The organism is Nakamurella aerolata (assembly GCF_013002705.1).
Classification (GTDB): domain Bacteria; phylum Actinomycetota; class Actinomycetes; order Mycobacteriales; family Nakamurellaceae; genus Nakamurella; species Nakamurella aerolata.
Genome location: NZ_JABEND010000005.1, coordinates 68,626 through 87,254, shown reverse-complemented (window position 1 = coordinate 87,254; position 18,629 = coordinate 68,626). Strand labels below are relative to the sequence as shown.

Genomic DNA, 18,629 nt, shown 5'->3' with positions numbered 1-18,629 from the left:
GCAGCAATGCAGTTCGGGATTTTCTCCGTCGGCGATGTCACCACCGACCCGACCAACGGCCGCACCCCCAGCGAGCACGAGCGGATCAAGGCGATGCTCGCCATCGCCGAGAAGGCCGAGGAGGTGGGCCTTGACGTGTTCGCCACCGGTGAGCACCACAACCCGCCGTTCGTGCCGTCCTCACCGACAACGACGCTCGGCTATCTGGCGGCCAAGACCGAGAAGCTGATCCTGTCCACCTCGACAACGCTGATCACCACCAACGACCCGGTGAAGCTCGCCGAGGACTTCTCCGTGCTGCAGCACATCGCCGACGGCCGCGTCGACCTGATGCTGGGCCGCGGCAATACCGGCCCGGTGTACCCGTGGTTCGGCCAGGACATCCGCGACGGCATCCCGCTGAGCATCGAGAACTACGACCTGCTGCGCCGGCTGTGGCGCGAGGAAGACGTGACCTGGCAGGGCAAGTTCCGCAGCCCGCTGCAGTCGTTCACCTTGGCGCCGCGTCCGCTCGACGGGATCCCGCCGTTCGTCTGGCACGGCAGCATCCGCAGCCCGGAGATCGCCGAGCAGGCCGCCTACTACGGCGACGGCTTCTTCCACAACAACATCTTCTGGCCGACCAGCCACACCCGCAGGATGATCGAGTTGTACCGCAAGCGTTTTGAGCACTACGGCCACGGCCGCGCCGACCAGGCCATCGTCGGCCTCGGCGGACAAGTGTTCATGCGCAAGAACTCTCAGGACGCCGTCCGCGAGTTCCGCCCGTACTTCGACCACGCCCCGGTCTACGGCGGCGGTCCGTCGCTGGAAGACTTCGCGGCCCAGACCCCGCTCACCGTCGGCAGTCCGCAAGAGGTGATCGAACGCACGCTGTCGTTCCGCGACTACGCCGGCGACTACCAGCGCCAGCTGTTCCTGGTGGACCATGCCGGGCTGCCGCTGAAGACGGTGCTGGAGCAGCTGGACATCTTGGGCGAGGAAGTGGTCCCGGTGCTGCGCAAGGAGTTTGCCGCGCTGCGCCCTGCGGACGTGCCGGACAACCCGCCCACCTTCGCGTCCATGCTGGCCGCCAAGAAGGCTGAGGAAGCCGCAAAGGCCAACGGCGGCAACGGCACCGAGACCAGCAGCACCAGCAATAGCAGCACCGACAACAGCAACACCGACAACAGCAACACCGACACCACCAACAGCACGGAAACGAACTCGGAAGCGGTGAGCAAGTGACCACTCTCGCGGTGATCTCCGCCGGGCTGAGCACCCCGTCGTCGACCAGGATGCTGGCCGACCGGCTGGCGAATGCGACGGTCACTCAGCTCGGCGGCGAAGATGTGCAGCTGCGGGTGATCGAGCTGCGCGAGCTGGCGCACCCGCTGGCCGACCGGATGCTGACCGGCTTCGCCTCGGACGAGCTGCAGCGGGCCATCGACACCGTGGTCGACGCCGACGGGGTGATCGTGGTGACGCCGGTGTTCGCCTCGTCGTACGCCGGGCTGTTCAAGATGTTCATCGACGCGCTGGAGCCGCGGTCGCTGCGCGGCAAGCCGGTGCTGCTGGGTGCCACCGGCGGCTCGGCCAGGCACAGCCTGGTGCTGGAGTACGCGCTGCGCCCGCTGTTCGGCTACCTGGGCGCCCTGCCGGCACCCACAGGCGTGTTCGCCGCCACCGCCGACTGGGGCGACACCGCCGCGGAAGGCGGACTGAGCAGTCGGATCGCCAGGGCAGCAACGGATTTCGCGCAGCTGCTGGGGGCCAAGGCACCCGCCGATCGTGGTCCGGCCGGCCAGCTGGCCGCCGCGGACCGGGATTGGGGCAGCGACGAGGGCTTCGCCGATCCTGTGGAGTTTTCGTCGCTGCTGGACCGGGTACGCCGCTGAGCGGTGCGGGTAACGGGTAACCGAGTGGCGGCAGCGGCGGCCGATCGGGTGCAATGGACGTCATGGCGAACAAGAAGCGCACCAGCCGAAGCAAGCCGGCGGCGGTCCCGGCGCCGCACCTGACCGAGCCGAAGCTGACCCGGCTGACCATGGCCGGTTTTCCCGCGTACCAGCGGGCGGTGGCGAGGGGATTCCAGGAGCAGTACCGCCCCGAACGAGACGAGCTCGACCGGAAAGTCGTTGACACCAAACGTTTTATCGGTTTCAAAGTCGGCAGCTCCTGGGTGTCCAGCGCCGGGTCGTACGCCCGCAAGATCACCGTCCCCGGCGGCCTACAGGTGCCCGTCGCCGCCGTCACCAACGTCACCGTGCAACCGGCCTACCGGCGCCGCGGCCTGCTCACCGCGATGATGCAGCGGCAACTGGAGGACGTCGCTGCCGCTGGTGAACCGCTGGCCGCGCTGTGGGCCTCCGAGGCACTGATCTACGGGCGCTTCGGGTACGGCCCGGCCGCCGCAAGGGCCAGGCTCTCCGGCAGCACCAGGGCGTTGCAATTCCTGCCGGGTGTGCCGACGGCCGGCTCCTGCGCCGAGGTGCCCCTTGAGCAGTTCCAGCCGGTCGCCGCCGCGCTGCAGGCCGCCATGGTCACCGACCGGCCCGGCAAGCTGGATCGTCCGGATGCCTGGTGGGAGCTCACGCTGTTCGACGCGGAGTGGGCCCGCCGCGGCGCCGGCGAGCAGCGCTATGTGTTGCACTACAACGCCTCCGGCGACGTCGACGGCTACGCCACCTACCGCTTCAAGGAAGGCTTCGGCTCGTCCGGCCCGGACGGCGAGGTGCACGTCGGGCTGCTCGCCGGGCAGGACGCCGCCGCCTACGCCGGGCTGTGGCGCTACCTGCTCGACCTCGACCTTGCCCGGAAGTTCGTGCGCCGCAATGCCCCGACCGATGAGCTGCTGCGGCTGCTGGTGACCGACGCCAGAGCGGTGCACACCGAGGTCACCGACAACATCTATGTGCGGCTGGTGGACGTGGCTGAGGCGTTGCGGGCCAGGCGATATGCCACCGAGATCGACCTGGTGCTTGAGGTCGCCGACCGGCAACTGCCCGGCAACTCCGGCCGCTACCGGCTGCGCGGCGGGCCGGACGATGCGACCGTCGCAAGGACGAAGGCGGCACCGGATCTGTCGCTGTCAGTGCTGGAACTCGGCACCGCGTACCTCGGCGGGGTGTCGCTGTTCGACCTGCACCGGGCCGGTCGGGTGGCCGAACACACCGCGGGTGCCGCTGCCGCTGCCGCCACCGCCTTCGGCTCACCGATCGCGCCGTGGTGCCCTGACGAATTCTGAGCCAGGCCGCACCGCCGGGCCGGCCAACGCTCGCGGCGTCGGCCGGCCCGGTCAGGTGGCGTTGACCAGCTCGGTGAGCGCGCCACCGAGGTTCGGGGTCTGCTGCACGTCGGTGTAGCTGCCGCCGCCGGCCTGTGCAAGGTCGGTGAGCGCCTGGTCGGGTGCGTTCTCGCCGACGCCGACAATGTCGAGCCGGATCTGTTGTCCGGCAATGGCTTCCTGCACCGCAGCTATCACCTGGGCCCGTGAGGTGTCCGGGGTGTTGTCGGTGTTCGCCGTCACCAGGATCACCCGCTGCGGCCGCCCGTCCACCGGATGCTCGGACAACCAGCGCAGTGCCGCCGGCACGGCGGCGTAGGTCCGGTTCCCGCCGCCCGCGGTCAGCTCGGCCACCGCGGTGCCGATCGCGGTGGAGCGCTGAGTTCCGTTGACGGCATCGTTCATCGGCCCGGCCGGAACCACCTCGGCGTAGCCGGCGTCGTCCCGGCTGCTGGTGGTCCACAGCCCGACCGACCGGTTGCCGGCAGAGCTGAGTGCGCCGGACACCGCCTCCTGCAGCCATTGCATGCGGGACCGCCCGTCAACGGTGACGTCCCAGGCGCTCGAGGTGTCGAGCAGCAGAATCGTCGCGGGCTCGGCCGGGGCCGGTGGTGCCGGTGACGGTTTTGCGGGTGCCGGTTTTGCCGGCGCGGGCTTGGCCGGGACGGTCTGCGGGGGCAGGGGGGTGACCGTCGCGCCCCCGCCGGTGCCGGACGCCGCGGTGTCGGGTGCCGTGGTGCCGGGTGCCGTGGTGTCGGCTGCCGTGCTGGTGGGTGCCGCACTCGGCGGGGGCGTGCTGCTGGGGGTGGCCGGGCTGGTGGCCGCGGTTGTCGCGGCGGCAGTGGGCGCCTTGGCTGCGCCGGTGCCGGGCGCCGCCGACGACCCTGCGGTCGCCGACGGTGAACCGCCGTCCGCCGGGTACCCGATCGCCGCTGCCAGCGCGGTGACCACATCCGGCGCGGCCGGCGGCAGCGCCTGCACTTCGGTGGACGGGGTGATGCCGACGCCGGTGGTCGCCGGGCCGCCCGGCACCCGCCAATGCGCGGCGGCGAGCGCCTTCTTGCCGGCCGCGGATTCGATGAACGAGGCGAACCCGGACGCCGCGGCCGACTGGGTGGAATCGACCCACTCGCCGCCCAGGGGGACCACGTACATCGCGTCGCCGGCGGTGCGGCCGGTCGGATAGACGGCGGTCAACGGGCTCTGCGAGTGCGCGGTGTTGTAGGTGGCCAGATCGGCCTCCGTCACCGGGACGGGCGCCGGCTGTGCACCGCCGGCGGTGAGGCTGGCCAGCGCGGCCGCGGTGTCGGCCGGGGCGGCGGCAGCGGCCGACCGCAGGCCCGCAAGCTTCGGTTGCGCCGCCCGCACCCCGGCGGCGGTGAGCGTCCCCGATGCGGGCGCCAGCGCCGACTCCAGCGCGTACGCCGACGCCCGGTTGGTCGCAGGGTTCGGCACCGTCATCGCCGGTGCGCCGGAGCCGGCCGGAAGCAGCGAGTTCCAGGCCACCTTCTCGATGCCGGCACCGGCCGGCGCGGCCAGCAGCACCGGCGAGGTGGCGACCGGGTCCTTGGCGCGGCCGGCGGTCAGCGCGGGTGTCCGCTGCTCGACCGCGGTCAGCTGCGACGGATCGTCGGTCAGCCACACCGCCGGGCTGCCGGTCGCCGTCGTCCAGCCCTTGGCCAGCGCCTCGGCCGCGGTGCTGCCGGCCGGAACGTCGACCACCGCGCCGGTGATGCAGGTGGATCTGGCATTGGGGTTGGTCGCGTTGTAGGCCTTCACCAGCGCACCGGCGGCCGGGGCGCTGCCCGGCCCGGCCAGCACGCCGAGTTGCGCCGACCCTGAGCAGGGCGCGGCGTCGGCCTTGTCGCTGCCGCGGACCGCCAGCACGTACACCACGGTCGCTGCGGCCAGAATCAGCACAACGCCGACCACGACCAACGGCCACGCAGCGATCCCGCGGCGGCTTTCGGAGGCGGCGTGCCGGCCCATGCGTTCCCTCTCGGACTTCTCTTCGGCGTGCTGTTGCTGGCTGGTATCGGGACGGTCCAACCCGAGCGCCCCATCTGCGGGCCCCACCTGACGGCCCAACCAGCCGGCCCAACACGACACTGTATCGATCGGGCGCAGGTCAGGGTGGTCTCCGGCGGCGCAGCCCGGCAGCGCGAACCCGGCCGCAGCGGGACCGGCGCGGGTCAACGGGCAGCGGTGGTGACCGGCGTCCGGCAGGCCGGGGCGGGAGCCGGGAGTGCCGGAACGCAGCGTGCAGCGGGGACGGCACCGGGGCGGGACCAGCCGATCGAACGGGACGGCCCCCGGCCCGGACGGCCCCGGCGGGCCCGACCGGCCAGGGTGAGCCCGGACCAGTTCCCCGAAGTTTCCCCGAAACCGCTGGCCCGGGGTGGAAGCTGGGCCTGCTACCTGACACCATGGAACCGTATTGCAGCGGACACCCGTCAGCGGGTGGTGAATGCTGTCTCCTGAGCTCGCCGGAGTTCGGGGCTGCCGAGAGGACTTGAAAAGACATGGCCAACCCGTTTGTCAAAGCCTGGAAGTACCTGATGGCGCTGTTCTCGTCCAAGGTCGACGAGTATGCCGATCCGAAGGTGCAGATCCAGCAGGCGATCGAGGACGCCCAACGGCAGCACGCCGCGCTCAGCCAGCAGGCCGCCAACGTCATCGGCAACCAGCGCCAGCTGGAGATGAAGCTGACCCGCCAGATGGGCGACGTCGAGCGGCTGCAGGCCTCGGCCCGGCAGGCGCTGGTGCTGGCCGACGAGGCCCGCGCCAAGGGCGAGACCGACAAGGCCACCCAGTACGAGCAGACCGCCACCACCTTCGCCACCCAGCTGGTCGCCGCCGAGCAGCAGATGGAAGACCTCAAGGGCATGCACGATCAGGCCCTGCAGGCCGCGGAGCAGGCCAAGAAGGCGGTCGAGCAGAACGCCACCAACCTGCAGACCAAGCTGGCCGAGCGCACCAGGCTGATGTCGCAGCTGGACCAGGCCAAGATGCAGGAGCAGATCTCGGCGTCCATGCAGCAGATGCAGGGCATGACGGCCCCGGGCAACACCCCGTCGCTCGACGAGGTGCGGGACAAGATCGAACGCCGCTACGCCAATGCGCTCGGTGCCTCCGAGCTGGCCGAGAACTCGGTCGAGGGCCGCATGATGGAGGTGCAGAAGTCGACGCTGGACATGGCCGGTGCCTCCCGGCTCGAGCAGCTGCGCTCGCAGTTGCACCCCGAGTTGTCGGCGCAGCAGCCACGGTCCATCGACCAGGGCACCGCCGGCGCCGCCACCCCGAACGTCACCAAGCCCGCCGCGCAGCCGAACCAGCAGGGCTGATCGGGACGGCGACGCGGTCGGGCGTGGCGTGAGCTGATCGATCAGGACCCCAACCATTTCCGCTGCTGCGGACGCCGAACAGCCGGTCACCGGCACCGTTCTCGGCGTCGACTTCGGCACCTCCAACACCGCTGCGGTGCTGGCGACCCCCACCGCGCTGGGTGGCACCGAGTTGCGGGTGGTGGCCTTCGACGGCCAGCGGATGATGCCGTCGGCCGTCTACTTCGCCGACGACGGTTCGCTGGCCACCGGCCGGGAGGCCGAGCGGCTGGCCCGGCTGGCACCCGAGCGGTTCGAACCGAACCCCAAGCGCCGCATCGACGACGTCGAGCTGCTACTCGGCGCGGACGTCGTCGCCGTCCAGCAGGCGATCACCGCGGTGCTGGCGCGGGTGCGGACCGCCGCCGCGGCCATGCTGGACGGGCGGCCGCCGGCCCGGCTGCACCTCACCCACCCGGCGCAGTGGGGGCGCCGCCGCCGCGGGGTGCTGCGCGCGGCCGCGGCCGACGCCGGGTGGACCGATCCGGACGAGCTGGTGCTGATCCCCGAGCCGATCGCCGCCGCCACCAACTTCCGGGCACTTCCCGGCCACGAGCTGCCCGAGGGCGACGCGGTGGCGGTGTACGACCTCGGCGGCGGTACCTTCGACGCCGCCGTTGTGCAGAGCACCGGTTCCGGGCTCACCGTGCTCGCCGAGGGGGGCCTGTCCGATGTCGGCGGTGTTGATTTCGACCAGTTGATCTGGGAGCGGATCGGCCGCGACATCGCCGCCCGCGACCCCGGCTACTGGCAGGCCATGGCCGTGCCGCAGACCGCCGCCGACCGCCGGGCGTCCCGCAGTCTGCGGGAGGACGTGCGGGCCGGCAAAGAAACGCTGTCGCGTGCCGCGCAGACCGAGATCCCTTTGCCTGAACCGTTTTCCGATCTGCTGCTGACCCGCGGCGAGCTGGAGAACCTGATTCGCGCCGCGCTCAACCGCACGGTGGCGAGCCTGCGCCGGACCGTCACCGAGTCCGGTGCCGAGGTCAGCGCGATCTACCTGGTGGGCGGGTCCAGCCGCATTCCGCTGGTGGCGAAGATGATCGCCGACCGCACCGCGCTGGTGCCGGTCACCCAGGAGGACCCCGAGCTCGCGGTGGCCTACGGCGCGGCGATGGTGCAGGCGGTGACGGTGCAGGCCGGCGGCGCGGTGGTCGGCCACGACGGCGCCGGTGGTGCGCCGAGTCCGTTCGCCCCTGAGGCCGCTCCGATCGCTTCCGTTCCCGGCGCCGGCGGGGCGAGTTCGGTCGGCGGAGGTGGGGGTGGGCTGATCGATTCGGTTCCGAACTTCCGCTCGGTGCAGCGGACGGGCGGGGACGAGCCGTTGGGCGCGGCGCCGCCGGCTGGTCCGGGTCGGCTGCCGGGTGCGGTTCCGCCGGTGCGTGCAGGTCAGCGGTCGGGTGCGGGTGAGCTGTTGGGTGCGGTTCCGCCGGCCGGGGCGGGTGAGCGGTCGGGGGCGGGTGAGCGGTTGGGTGCGGTTCCGCCGGCCGGGGCGGGTGAGGGTCAGCGGTTGGGTGCGGGTGAACGGTCGGGTGACGCGCAGCGGTTGGGCGCAGTGAACGCGCCCGACGCAGGGGCGGCGTTGCCGCCGATCGAGCCCGTGCCGACGCCCCCGGGCCAGCAGCGAGCACTGCCGTGGGAATCGCCGCGACCCTCACCGTCCCCGTCGCCGGGCGACAGTGCCGCGCGTTCGAGTGCTGCTGCCCCGTTGTCGGCGGGCGCCCCACCGGCGGTGCCGTCGGGCGCCTCGCGTTCTGCTGTGTCTGCTTCTTTGCCGGGAGGAACGCTGCCCGCGCGGCCGATGACAGCGGGCGGGCGTCAGGCGCAGCCGGCACCGTGGCAGCCGGCACCCGGGCAGCGGGCACCAGGGGGCCGGGCGTCCGGAGCGCCCGAACTTGGCCGGGTCAGGCCTGGCCGCGGCGTCGTCGGGGCAGCGGACGCAGCCGAACCCGAGCCGCTGGAGCAGGCGCGCGCTCAGCTCGCGCAGCTGTTCGGCCAGTCGGCCGGTGACAAGGCTGCAGCCGCCGACGACTCCGACCAGCCGGATCGACAGGCCGGCCCGGCCAAGCGCTCTCGCTGGATCGCGGTGGTCGTCGCGCTGGCCGTGCTGCTGGCCGCGGCGGTGGCGATCGTGCTGCTGCCGCCGCAGGTGCCGGGCCAGCCGCAACCCGGCGGTCAGCAACCGGCGGGGCAGTCACAGCCAGTGGGGCAGTCACCACCGGCGGGGGATTCGCCGGGCGCGGGGCAGTCGGCGCCCGCGGGGCAGCCGACGCGATAGCAGTAGCGGTAGCAGTCGGCGCGGTCGAGCAGTCGGCGCGGCCGGGCCCCGGTCGTTCCGGCACGATCATCGCTCCAGCACGATGGCTGTTTCGGTGGCCGTTCCAGTGCGCTGCGGCGTGACGGATCCGTGCTTGGGGCCTTACTTCCCGCGGTACTGGCGGATCAGCAGCACCAGCAACGCGACAAGGGCAAGTGCGGTCAAGATCTGCACCAGCGGCGAGTCGAAGCCGAGACTGTCCACCCGCACAGTGTCCCAGGTCTCAGTCCCAGGTCTCAGGGGTGCCGCCACGGCCCTAGCGCCGGCCGCTCTCAACCGCAGTCCGCAGCCCGCAGTCGCAACCAGCGTGCCGGCTGCCCGCCGGCTGGGTGGGAGCAGTAGGAGCGCCGCGTAGGCTCGACGGGTGCGGTTGAGCGAGTTCAGGGCCCTGATGGACGAGTACTTCGGTCCCCGGCGGGCGCCATCGGTGGCCAAGGACCACGTGTTCGGCGAGCTGGGCGGGTTGACCGCCGATCAGGCCATCGAGGCCGGCATCAATCCGCGCGAGATCTGGGCCCAGGTGTGCCGCGAGTTCGAGGTGCCCGCCGCGCTGCGGTTCGGACTGCCGGACTGACCGGACAACTCTCCCCGCCGCATCGGTCTCCGTGATCGACGGTGCCGGCCGGGCTCGGATCAAGACACGCCGCCGCACCTCCGTCGATCGAACATCTGTACGGCTAAGCTGGTGCCCGTGTTCGGTGGTTCCGGTCGGTGGTTTCGTTCGGTGATCCCGGCAGCGATCCGTTCGGTGAATCGGACCGGGCGGTGAGCTCACGGCAGGCCAGCAGCGCAGGCGGTGAACGCACCGAACGCACCGGAAGTGTTGTCCGGCAATGGTTATCGGCTTCCAGCGGTTCGCTAGCCGATGGGTCCGACAGCGTGGGCCGGGTTATCCACACCCCGGAAATTCATCCACATGCCTGGCAGGTTGATCGCCACTGTCGGTGCCTGGATCTAGCGTCGGCAGCACAACATCAACAGCACTCGAACACCAACACCTCAACAGACCAAGCTTCACCAGACCAGGCTTCAACAGACCAAGCTCCGGCGGGACGACCGCTGGGTGAGACGAAAGGCATGGGTGGGTCATGACGGCACCCGACCGCGAAAAGGCACTCGGCATCGCGCTGGCGCAGATCGAGAAGCAGTTCGGTAAGGGATCGGTGATGCGGCTGGGCGACGAGGGTCGCGCACCCATCGAGGTCATCCCCACCGGTTCGATCGCGCTCGACGTTGCGCTCGGCATCGGCGGGCTGCCCCGCGGCCGGGTCATCGAGATCTACGGGCCGGAATCCTCCGGCAAGACCACGGTCACCCTGCACGCGGTTGCCAGCGTGCAGGCGGCCGGCGGCATCGCCGCGTTCATCGACGCCGAGCACGCGCTCGACCCCGAGTACGCCAAGGCGCTCGGTGTCGACACCGACGCGTTGCTGGTCTCCCAGCCGGATACCGGTGAGCAGGCTCTCGAGATCGCCGACATGCTGATCCGCTCGGGCGCCATCGACCTGGTGGTGGTCGACTCGGTGGCGGCGCTGGTGCCCCGCGCCGAGATCGAGGGCGAGATGGGCGACTCCCACGTCGGTCTGCAGGCCAGGCTGATGTCCCAGGCGCTGCGCAAGATCACCTCGGCGCTGTCCAACACCGGCACCACGATGATCTTCATCAACCAGCTCCGCGAGAAGATCGGCGTGATGTTCGGCTCGCCGGAGACCACCACCGGTGGCAAGGCGCTGAAGTTCTACGCCTCGGTGCGGCTGGACATTCGCCGCATCGAAGCGCTGAAAGACGGCACCGACGTGATCGGCAACCGCACCAGGGTCAAGGTGGTCAAGAACAAGACCGCCCCGCCGTTCAAGCAGGCCGAGTTCGACATCGTCTACGGCCAGGGCATCTCCCGCGAGGGGTCGCTGATCGACGTCGGTGTCGAGCAGGGGCTGATCCGCAAGTCCGGAGCTTGGTACACCTACGAGGGTGAGCAGCTGGGTCAGGGCAAGGAGAACGTCCGCAGCTTCCTGCGCGACAACCCGGACATCTGCATCGAGCTCGACAAGCGCATCAAAGAGAAGCTCGGTGTCGGCGCCCGGCTGGACGCCGAAGAAGAGCCGGTGCCCGCTCCCGTCGACTTCTGATCGTGCCACCCGCCGATAGGGAGGCGGCGATCCGCGAGCTCGCCGAGCGGATCGCCGCCGTCCAGGCCGCACCCGGCGCCGCCAACTCGACACCGGGAGCCGGATCGGAGCCAGCCCTGGGCACCGGCACTGAGGCGGAACCCGAGGCCCCGCACGGCGTGTCGGGTAGCTCGGGCAGATCGGTGTCCGGCAGTTCGGCAGCGCGCGGCGTGCCAACCGGAGCTGCCGGCGGCGGCCGGGTGCCGCCGCCGGATCCGGTACTGGAAACCGACGAGGGGCGCCGGGCGAAAGACATCGTGGTGCGGCAGCTGGCGATGGCACCCCGGCCGCGTGCCACGCTGGCCCGCAAGCTGGCGCAGCGCGAGGTCAGCGAGCAGGTGTCGACGGCCGTGCTCGACCGCTTCGAGCTGCTCGGTCTGATCGACGACCGCGCCTACGCCGAGGCCTATGTTCGCGCCAAACACCGCGACCGCGGTCTCGGTCGCCGCGGGCTGCGGGCCGAGCTGCGCCGCCAGGGAGTGGCAGACGGCGACTTCGCCTACGCCGTCAACGAGCTCGACGACGGCGCCGAGCGGGAGCGCGCGGCCGAACTCGTCGGCAAACGCATCGACGCCGCCATGGCCGCCGGGCCGGTCGCGGCCCGCCGCCGGTTGCTCGGCCAGCTCGCCCGGCGCGGCTATCCACCCGAGCTGGCCGTGCGGGTGGTCAACGAGGCCATCGAGAGCCACCGACAGACGTGACACCGCTACAGGCGGGAGCGCAGTCGCGGCGTCCCGGTGCCCCCGGTGCGGGCTCCGTTGCTTGGCCGCGCGGCCGTGGCCGTCCTTGACCGGTTTCTCGGCCGACACGTACTGTCGCAATCACAGGAGTAACACCACTTGAGCGTGACCGGCGTTGCGGATCCATCCGCTGCCGGTGTCCATGCCGGCATCGATGGCGAACACCATCATCGCTGGTCACGCCCGCTATAGCAGTCTCAAGCACTACCTGAGCACGACGCGATCGAGACCGTCCGGAGACGGGTGGTGAGTTCCGGCAGAGCCGGCCCCGTGGGGTCGTTTCCGGTTTGCTGGGCAACTCGGTCGGTTCGGCCGGCGGATCGACGATTGTCGGTGCCGCAGCGCTGCACCCTGATGGCTGCTGCGTTCAGCGGCAGCGATCCACGGCGGCCGGCTTGGTCGCCCAACGTCGGCGCCGGCGCGAGCCATCGCTGGAACGGTGGATGCCGTGCCGTCCACCCGGCTCGACGGGCCCAGCCCGCGAGCCGATCAGGGCGCCGGCCGAAACCTCCCCTTGGCGTACGGAGCGGTGTTACTTCTGACAGCAGTCGCCGGCCGGGGCCGGCGACCGACCAGAAGGGAGCCGTGTCATGTCGTCCACTCCCGTGATTGTGCTTTCCGTCGTCCTGCTCATCGCCCTCGCCGTCGTGGTGGCGCTGATCTGGCAGCTGCGCAACCGGAGCCAACAATCTGCGGCGCTGGACCCGGCGCAACTACGTGCCGTCATCGACCAGGCACTGTCCGAGCAACGGCAGCGCGGCAGCGCACCGGTCGACACCGCGAAGCGCCCGGCATCGTTCGCCGGCGGAACCGCTGGCACCCGCTCGACGCCGCCCGCCGACGGGGCCAGGCACGCCATCTCCGACGACGCCGGTGCCGACTCCACCAAGCACCCGGCGACCCGGGCTCCCGAAACGGCGCCAACCGATCCGGCGGAGCGGGAGCGACAGCAACAGCTGCTGTCGGAGCTGGCGCAGTTGCGTTCGGAACGGGACCGCAGCGCGGCGGCCGCCCGCAGCGCCGAGCAGCGGGTGGCAGAGCTGACCGCCGACGCCGAACGAGTCCGCGAGCGCGCCGCCGCGGCCACCGCCGCAGCCGAGCAAGCCCAGCAGCGGGCAGCAGAGGCCACGGCGAACGCCGTCACCAGGGCCAACGAGGCCGTGCAGTCCGGCAGGGCAGAATTGGTCGGCCAGCAGGACCGACTGCAGAGTTCGCTCGACCAGCTCGCCCAGGAACAGCGCAGGCACTCGGCCGAGCGGGAAGAGCTGCGCCGCGACCAGGCCCAGCTGGCGACCGACCGCGCCGGCGTCGCCGGCAAGCAGGACGCGCTCCGGCTACAGGCCGAAGAACTCGGTGCGCTCAGCGAGCAGCTCGCCGACCGGGAACGCGCGACCGCCGAGTTGACCAGCAGTCTGGAAGCCGAGCTGGTCCGGATCGGCGGCCTCACCCCCGAGCAGGCGCGCGCCGAACTGTTGGAGCAGCAACAGGATGCGGTGCGCCGCGATGCCGCGCTGCTGGTCCGGCGGGCCGAGGCCGACGCCGAACGCACCGCCACCACCAGGGCCCGCGCGATCGTCGCCGATGCCATCCAGCGGGTGGCATCCGACCAGACCGCACAGACCGTCGTGTCCGTCGTGCAGCTGCCCGCCGACGAACTCAAGGGCCGCATCATCGGCCGCGAGGGCCGCAACATCCGCACCTTCGAAACCGTCACCGGCGTCAACGTGATCATCGACGACCACCCGGAAGCGGTGCTGCTGAGCTGCTTCGACCCGGTGCGCAGGGAGATCGGGCGGGTCACCCTCGAGGAGCTGATCGACGACGGACGCATTCACCCGCAGCGCATCGAGGAGGCCTACGTCCGGGCCACCGACGAGGTGACCGAGCGCTGCGCCCGTGCTGCCGAGGACGCGCTGCTGCAGGTGCACATCAACGATCTGCACCCCGAGCTGGTCAAGCTCGTCGGGCAGCTCAAGTACCGCACCAGTTACGGGCAGAACGTGCTCGGTCACCTCATCGAGACCTCGCACATCGCCAGGGCGATGGCCGCCGAGCTGGGGCTCGACCCGACGGTCGCGGCCCGCGGCGCCTTCCTGCACGACATCGGCAAGGCCCTCACCCACGAGCAGCAGGGCAGCCACGCGCTGCTCGGCGCCGAACTCGCCCGCCGCTACGGCGAGTCCGAAGAAGTGGCGCACTGCATCGAGGCGCATCACGACGAGGTGCCGCCCGGCACCATCGAGGCTGTCCTTACCCAGGCCGCCGACGCCTGCTCCGGCGGCCGGCCCGGCGCCCGCCGGGAGTCGCTGGAGGCGTACGTGCAGCGGCTGGAACGCATCGAAGCGATTGCGGCCGCGAAGAAGGGCGTCGACAAGGTGTTCGCCATGCAGGCCGGGCGCGAGGTCCGGGTGATGGTGAAGCCCGAGGTGGTGGACGACCTTGAGGCGCACGTGCTGGCCAGGGAAGTCGCCAAGCAGATCGAGGAAGAGCTCACCTATCCCGGGCAGGTGCGCGTCACGGTGATCAGGGAGTCCCGCACCTCCGAGATCGCCCGCTGACCCGCCGGCCCTCGGTCGAGCGCCCGCTGGCAGCGCGGCTCCGGACGAGCACCCGCGGTTCGGTACGGCACAACCGTTTCAGCGCGCCGGACGGTGGGTGCGGTGCTGAAACGGTTGTGCTCGCGGGAGACGGGGCAGGACAGGGCCTTTGCACCAGAGCGTCCGGCTGGTGACTCACCCGGCGACCGGGCTTTCGCATCAACCCGTTCCGCGTGGCGTGGCGGAATGGCGCGGCCGGGCTCGGCACGGCAATCTGTTCAGGCCATGACTACTCCACATACCGGTGACGCCACCACCGGGCCGATCCCGTTGGCCGCGCCGGGCGGAACACTGCTCGGCAGCCTGCAGCAGCTGCGAACCGTGCTGGGGGAGTTGGACTTTCCGCTCAACCTGTCCGGATCCGGACCGGCCCGCGCCGAGCGCCAGGCGATGCTCGCGCAGCTGGACGACTATGTGCTGCCGCGCCTGGAATCGGTGGACGCGCCGCTGCTCGCGGTGGTCGGCGGTTCCACCGGGGCCGGTAAATCGACGCTGGTCAATTCGCTGCTGGGCTTCCCGGCGAGCCGCTCGTCGGTGATCCGGCCGACCACCAGAGCGCCCGTGCTGGTGCACCACCCGGCCGACACCGGCTATTTCGCCGAGATCCGCACGGCACCGGCGGACCAGGGCGGCGCGCCGGATCCGAAGCATCAGCAGCAGGCGCCGCGGCGGCCGGCACCGCAGCAGCAGAACGCACAGACAGCGAACCCACAGCCAGCGGGCGCTCAGCTCGAGAAGGCGCCGGCTCGAAGTGCACCCGACCGGGCCGGGCCAGGCGGGCCGGCCGGCGCAACGGCGGGCGGCCGGGCGCGCATCCTGCCGTCGTTGGCCAGGTCCAGTTTTCCGGTCGAGCTGGCCGCGGACGCGCCGATCACCGCGCTGCAGCTGATCCCGACCGAGGCGGTGCCGCCCGGGCTGGCCCTGCTGGACGCCCCCGACATCGACAGCGTGGTGGAGAGCAACAGGGCGCTGGCCAGCCAACTGCTCGCCGCCGCCGACCTGTGGGTGTTCGTCACCACCGCCGCGCGCTACGCCGACGCGGTGCCGTGGGACTTCCTCGCCGGCGCCGCCGCCCGGCAGGCGGCCGTCGCGCTGGTGCTCGATCGGGTGCCACCCGACGCCGTCGACGAGGTGGCCGGGCACCTGCACGCCATGATGGCCGAGCGTGGGCTGGGTGGGTCACCCCTGTTCGTTGTGCCGGAGACCGCGCCCAACGAACAGGGTCTGCTGCCGCCACCGGCCGTGCAGCCACTCAAGAACTGGCTCGGCGCGCTGGCTCACGACGCCGTCACCCGGCAGGCCGTGGTCCGGCAGACGCTGTCCGGGGCGGTGGAGGCGCTGAGCCGGCGGGCCCGCGAGCTGGCTGGTGCGGTGGACCACCAGCAGCAGGCCGTTGCCGCGCTGGGCGCCCAGGTCGACGAGGTCTACACCGTAGCCCAGCAACGCATTTCGCAGGGACTGGCCGACGGCTCGTTGCTGCGGACCGAGGTCCTGGCGCGCTGGCAGGAGTTCCTCGGCACCGGCGAGTTCATGCGGAACCTTGAATCAAGGATCGGCCGGATCCGCGACCGGATCGTGTCGGCCGTCACCGGCAAACCCCGGCAGGCCGAAGAGGTCGGGCAGGCGCTGCAGTCCGGGGTGGAGCAGCTGATCGCCGGGCAGGCCGAGCTGGCCGCCGACGAGGTGGCCCGCCGCTGGCAGCAGCTGCCCGGCGGGGCGAGCGTGCTCGCGGCACACCCCGATATCGCAAGGACGGCACCGGGTTTGCTGGAACGGGTGTCGCGCACGGTCCGCGACTGGCAGGCCGACGTCTTCGCCATGGTCAGCGACGAGGGTAAGGAAAAGCGCACCGCGGCAAGGATTCTCTCCTACGGCGTCAACGGCACCGGCGTCGCGCTGATGCTGGTCACCTTCTCGCAGACCGCCGGCCTGTCCGGCGCCGAGATCGGCATCGCCGGCGGCACCGCGGTGTTGGCGCAGCGCCTGCTGGAGGCGGTGTTCGGTGATCAGGCGGTGCGCACCCTTGTCCAGTCCGCCCGCAAGGACCTGTCCGACCGCGCCGACCAGATCTTGGCGATCGACCGCACCCGGCTCGACACCGTGTTGACCCGGATCGGTTCCGGCCCAACGGCTTCGAGCCTGCGCGGCGCCGCCGACGACATTGCCCGCCAGCTCGCCAGCAGCCTCCCGGCCGAGCCCACCGCAGGCACCGACACCGGCAGCGGAGCCGGGGACCGGAGTCTGCTGGCCGGCATCGGCGGCGGCTACCGGCCACCGGACCGGACGCCCGCCCCTGCGCCGGAGCCGCAGCGGCCGCGGCGCCGCTGGTTCCGGCGCAGCAGGTCCGAGCCCGGTCCGAACGCCGCCGCACCCGGCGAGGGCGGTACCGGCCGATGATGTTCAGCCGCAGGCGGTCAGCTGGCGACATCGACATCGCCGGTCTGCAGCGCCGGATGGCCGCGCTGCAGACCGCCGTGCAACTGGGTGGGGACCGACTGGAGCCGGGGCCGGCCGATGCCGCCCGGCGGCTGGTCGACAAGGCGGCCGCGCGACTCGCGCTGACCGGCGACCGGACCGTTGCGGCGCTCGCCGGTGCCACCGGTAGCGGAAAGTCCAGTCTGTTCAACGCGATTGCCGGCGCGCCGCTGTCGCAGGTCGGCATCCGTCGGCCCATCACCTCGGTGGCCAGCGCCGTGCTGTGGCCGCCGCAGGGCGAGCCGGACGGTCCGGTCAGCGATCCGTCCGCGCTGCTGCGGTGGCTGCAGGTGCCGACCTGGCATCAGGTGCCGGCGGACCGCGCTGACCCTGCGCTCGCCGGGCTGGTGCTGCTCGATCTGCCGGACCACGACTCCACCGAGGCCGCCAACCGGGCGGAGGCGGAACGGCTGATCGAGCTGGTCGATGCGTTCTGCTGGGTCACCGACCCGCAGAAGTACGCCGATGCGGCGCTGCACCGCCGCTACCTGCAGCCGCTCGCCGGGCACGATGCGGTGACCATCGTGGTGCTGAACCAGGCCGACCGGCTCACCCCTGACGAGTTGCAGGCCTGCCTGAAAGACCTCACCGGGCTGCTGCGCGCCGACGGGCTGCCGAACGCCACGGTGCTGCCGGTGTCGGCCGTCACCGGCGCCGGCATCGCTGAGCTGCGGGCGGCGCTGGGCGGGGTGGTGTCCAGCAGAACCGCGACCCTGCAACGGCTTTCCGCCGACGTTCGGACCGCCGCGCGGCAGTTGGCCGGGTCCACCGACGCCGGCCGGGAACGCCGGCGTGGTGCGGAGCCGGTGAACGTGGCCAGGGTCGCCCAGGACGCCGGGTTCAGCCGGGCGCTGGGCAACGCCGCCGGGGTGCCGACGGTGCTCGCCGCGGTGGAGGCCGGCTACCGGCGCGACGCCACCGGCGCGGTGGGCTGGCCGTTCACCAGATGGCTGCGGCGCTTCCGTCCTGATCCGTTGCGGCGGCTGCGGTTGGGCCCGACCGGGCAACTCGCCGGCGTGTTCGGCGCCGTCACCCAGCAGCCGAGGGCCGACGGCGAGCCCGCGCCGGCCACCCCCGCCCGCAGTTCGCTGCCGCCGCCCAGCGAGGCGGCGCTGGCCGAACTGGAGCTGGCCGGCCGGCGGGTGGGTGACACCGCCGCTGCCGGGCTGCCACCGCGCTGGGCCGGCGCCGTGCAGCGGGCCGCGCGGCCGCCGCAGTCCGACGTTCTGGACGGTCTGGACCGGGTGGTGGCCGGCACCGACCTCGGCCTGCGCCGGCCGCTGTGGTGGCGGCTGGTTGGGCTGCTGCAGTGGCTGTTCGCCGCCGCGGCGGCGGCCGGGCTGGTCTGGCTGGTGGTGCTGATGGTGCTCGGCTGGCTGAAGATGCCGCAGCCGGATACCCCTTACCTCGGGCCGCTGCCGTGGCCGACGGTGTTGCTGGCCGGGGGAGCGATAGCCGGGCTGCTCACCGCGGCGATCTGCCGCCCGCTGATCGGGGTGGGTGCCAGGCGGCGCCGGGACCGCGCCGAGCGCGTCTTGCAGCAACGACTGGAAGGCTTTGCGCAGCAACGGGTGCTGGCTCCGGTCGCGCAGGTACTGGACGACTACCGGCAGGTGCGCGCGGCGCTCGCCGAAGCCGCCGGCTGAGTGCCCCGGCTGCATTCCAGACCTGCACCCGAGACCCG

At 71.9% G+C, this 18,629-nt stretch carries 12 protein-coding genes; 11 read left to right on the top strand and 1 reads right to left on the bottom strand.

The features are described 5' to 3' along the window. Positions 1–6: 6 nt before the first annotated feature. The 3 genes from HKD39_RS10345 (at position 7) to HKD39_RS10335 (ending at position 3,226) form a co-directional block, all read left to right on the top strand. A complete protein-coding gene (locus tag HKD39_RS10345) occupies positions 7–1,227 on the top strand; it encodes an LLM class flavin-dependent oxidoreductase (protein ID WP_171199797.1) in 1,221 nt (406 codons plus the stop codon). Then, entirely contained in the window at positions 1,224–1,877 is a 654-nt protein-coding gene (locus HKD39_RS10340) for a CE1759 family FMN reductase (protein ID WP_171199796.1), read from the top strand. Before HKD39_RS10345 ends, HKD39_RS10340 begins: the two co-directional genes overlap by 4 nt. Before the next feature lie 62 nt (positions 1,878–1,939). Next, a complete protein-coding gene (locus HKD39_RS10335; protein ID WP_171199795.1) occupies positions 1,940–3,226 on the top strand; it encodes a GNAT family N-acetyltransferase in 1,287 nt (428 codons plus the stop codon). A 51-nt stretch (positions 3,227–3,277) separates the two neighbouring features. Here the strand turns inward: HKD39_RS10335 and HKD39_RS20495 are convergent, their stop codons facing one another. Further along, positions 3,278–5,341, bottom strand: coding sequence for a vWA domain-containing protein (locus HKD39_RS20495; protein ID WP_171199794.1), 2,064 nt, complete (start codon positions 5,339–5,341; stop codon positions 3,278–3,280). Positions 5,342–5,787: 446 nt separating this feature from the next. On the opposite strand from HKD39_RS20495, the gene HKD39_RS10325 reads away from it, so the two are divergent. The 8 genes from HKD39_RS10325 to HKD39_RS10290 all read left to right on the top strand — a co-directional run bounded on the left by HKD39_RS10325 (position 5,788) and on the right by HKD39_RS10290 (position 18,591). Further along, positions 5,788–6,609: a PspA/IM30 family protein gene (locus HKD39_RS10325; RefSeq protein ID WP_171199793.1), complete on the top strand. Its 822-nt coding sequence runs from the start codon at positions 5,788–5,790 to the stop codon at positions 6,607–6,609. A 136-nt stretch (positions 6,610–6,745) separates the two neighbouring features. Next, a complete protein-coding gene (locus HKD39_RS10320) occupies positions 6,746–8,926 on the top strand; it encodes an Hsp70 family protein (RefSeq protein ID WP_171199792.1) in 2,181 nt (726 codons plus the stop codon). 403 nt (positions 8,927–9,329) lie between these two features. Next, positions 9,330–9,539 carry a DUF3046 domain-containing protein gene (locus HKD39_RS10315; protein WP_171199791.1) on the top strand — a complete coding sequence of 70 codons (210 nt, stop codon included), beginning with the start codon at positions 9,330–9,332 and terminating at the stop codon, positions 9,537–9,539. A 514-nt stretch (positions 9,540–10,053) separates the two neighbouring features. Beyond that, positions 10,054–11,094 (top strand): recombinase RecA, encoded by a 1,041-nt coding sequence (recA, locus tag HKD39_RS10310; protein WP_171199790.1) that lies wholly within the window; start codon positions 10,054–10,056, stop codon positions 11,092–11,094. A gap of 2 nt (positions 11,095–11,096) precedes the next feature. Then, entirely contained in the window at positions 11,097–11,834 is a 738-nt protein-coding gene (locus tag HKD39_RS20490; protein WP_171199789.1) for a RecX family transcriptional regulator, read from the top strand. Between the two features lie 629 nt (positions 11,835–12,463). Then, a complete protein-coding gene (gene rny / locus HKD39_RS10300) occupies positions 12,464–14,431 on the top strand; it encodes a ribonuclease Y (protein WP_171199788.1) in 1,968 nt (655 codons plus the stop codon). Positions 14,432–14,695: 264 nt separating this feature from the next. Then, positions 14,696–16,867 (top strand): dynamin family protein, encoded by a 2,172-nt coding sequence (locus HKD39_RS18800; protein WP_212754415.1) that lies wholly within the window; start codon positions 14,696–14,698, stop codon positions 16,865–16,867. Next, the gene (locus HKD39_RS10290; RefSeq protein WP_212754414.1) at positions 16,864–18,591 is read left to right on the top strand and encodes a GTPase; all 1,728 of its coding nucleotides are present in this window, start codon (positions 16,864–16,866) and stop codon (positions 18,589–18,591) included. Before HKD39_RS18800 ends, HKD39_RS10290 begins: the two co-directional genes overlap by 4 nt. The last annotated feature ends 38 nt before the right edge of the window (positions 18,592–18,629 follow it).

Excerpts from the sequence above, each read along its gene's own strand:
- HKD39_RS10345 (WP_171199797.1), top strand. The coding sequence starts at position 7 with ATGCAGTTCGGGATTTTCTCCGTCGGCGATGTCACCACCGACCCGACC.
- HKD39_RS10335 (WP_171199795.1), top strand. The coding sequence starts at position 1,940 with ATGGCGAACAAGAAGCGCACCAGCCGAAGCAAGCCGGCGGCGGTCCCG.
- HKD39_RS10325 (WP_171199793.1), top strand. The coding sequence starts at position 5,788 with ATGGCCAACCCGTTTGTCAAAGCCTGGAAGTACCTGATGGCGCTGTTC.
- recA (WP_171199790.1), top strand. The coding sequence starts at position 10,054 with ATGACGGCACCCGACCGCGAAAAGGCACTCGGCATCGCGCTGGCGCAG.
- rny (WP_171199788.1), top strand. The coding sequence starts at position 12,464 with ATGTCGTCCACTCCCGTGATTGTGCTTTCCGTCGTCCTGCTCATCGCC.
- HKD39_RS18800 (WP_212754415.1), top strand. The coding sequence starts at position 14,696 with ATGACTACTCCACATACCGGTGACGCCACCACCGGGCCGATCCCGTTG.
- HKD39_RS10290 (WP_212754414.1), top strand. The coding sequence starts at position 16,864 with ATGATGTTCAGCCGCAGGCGGTCAGCTGGCGACATCGACATCGCCGGT.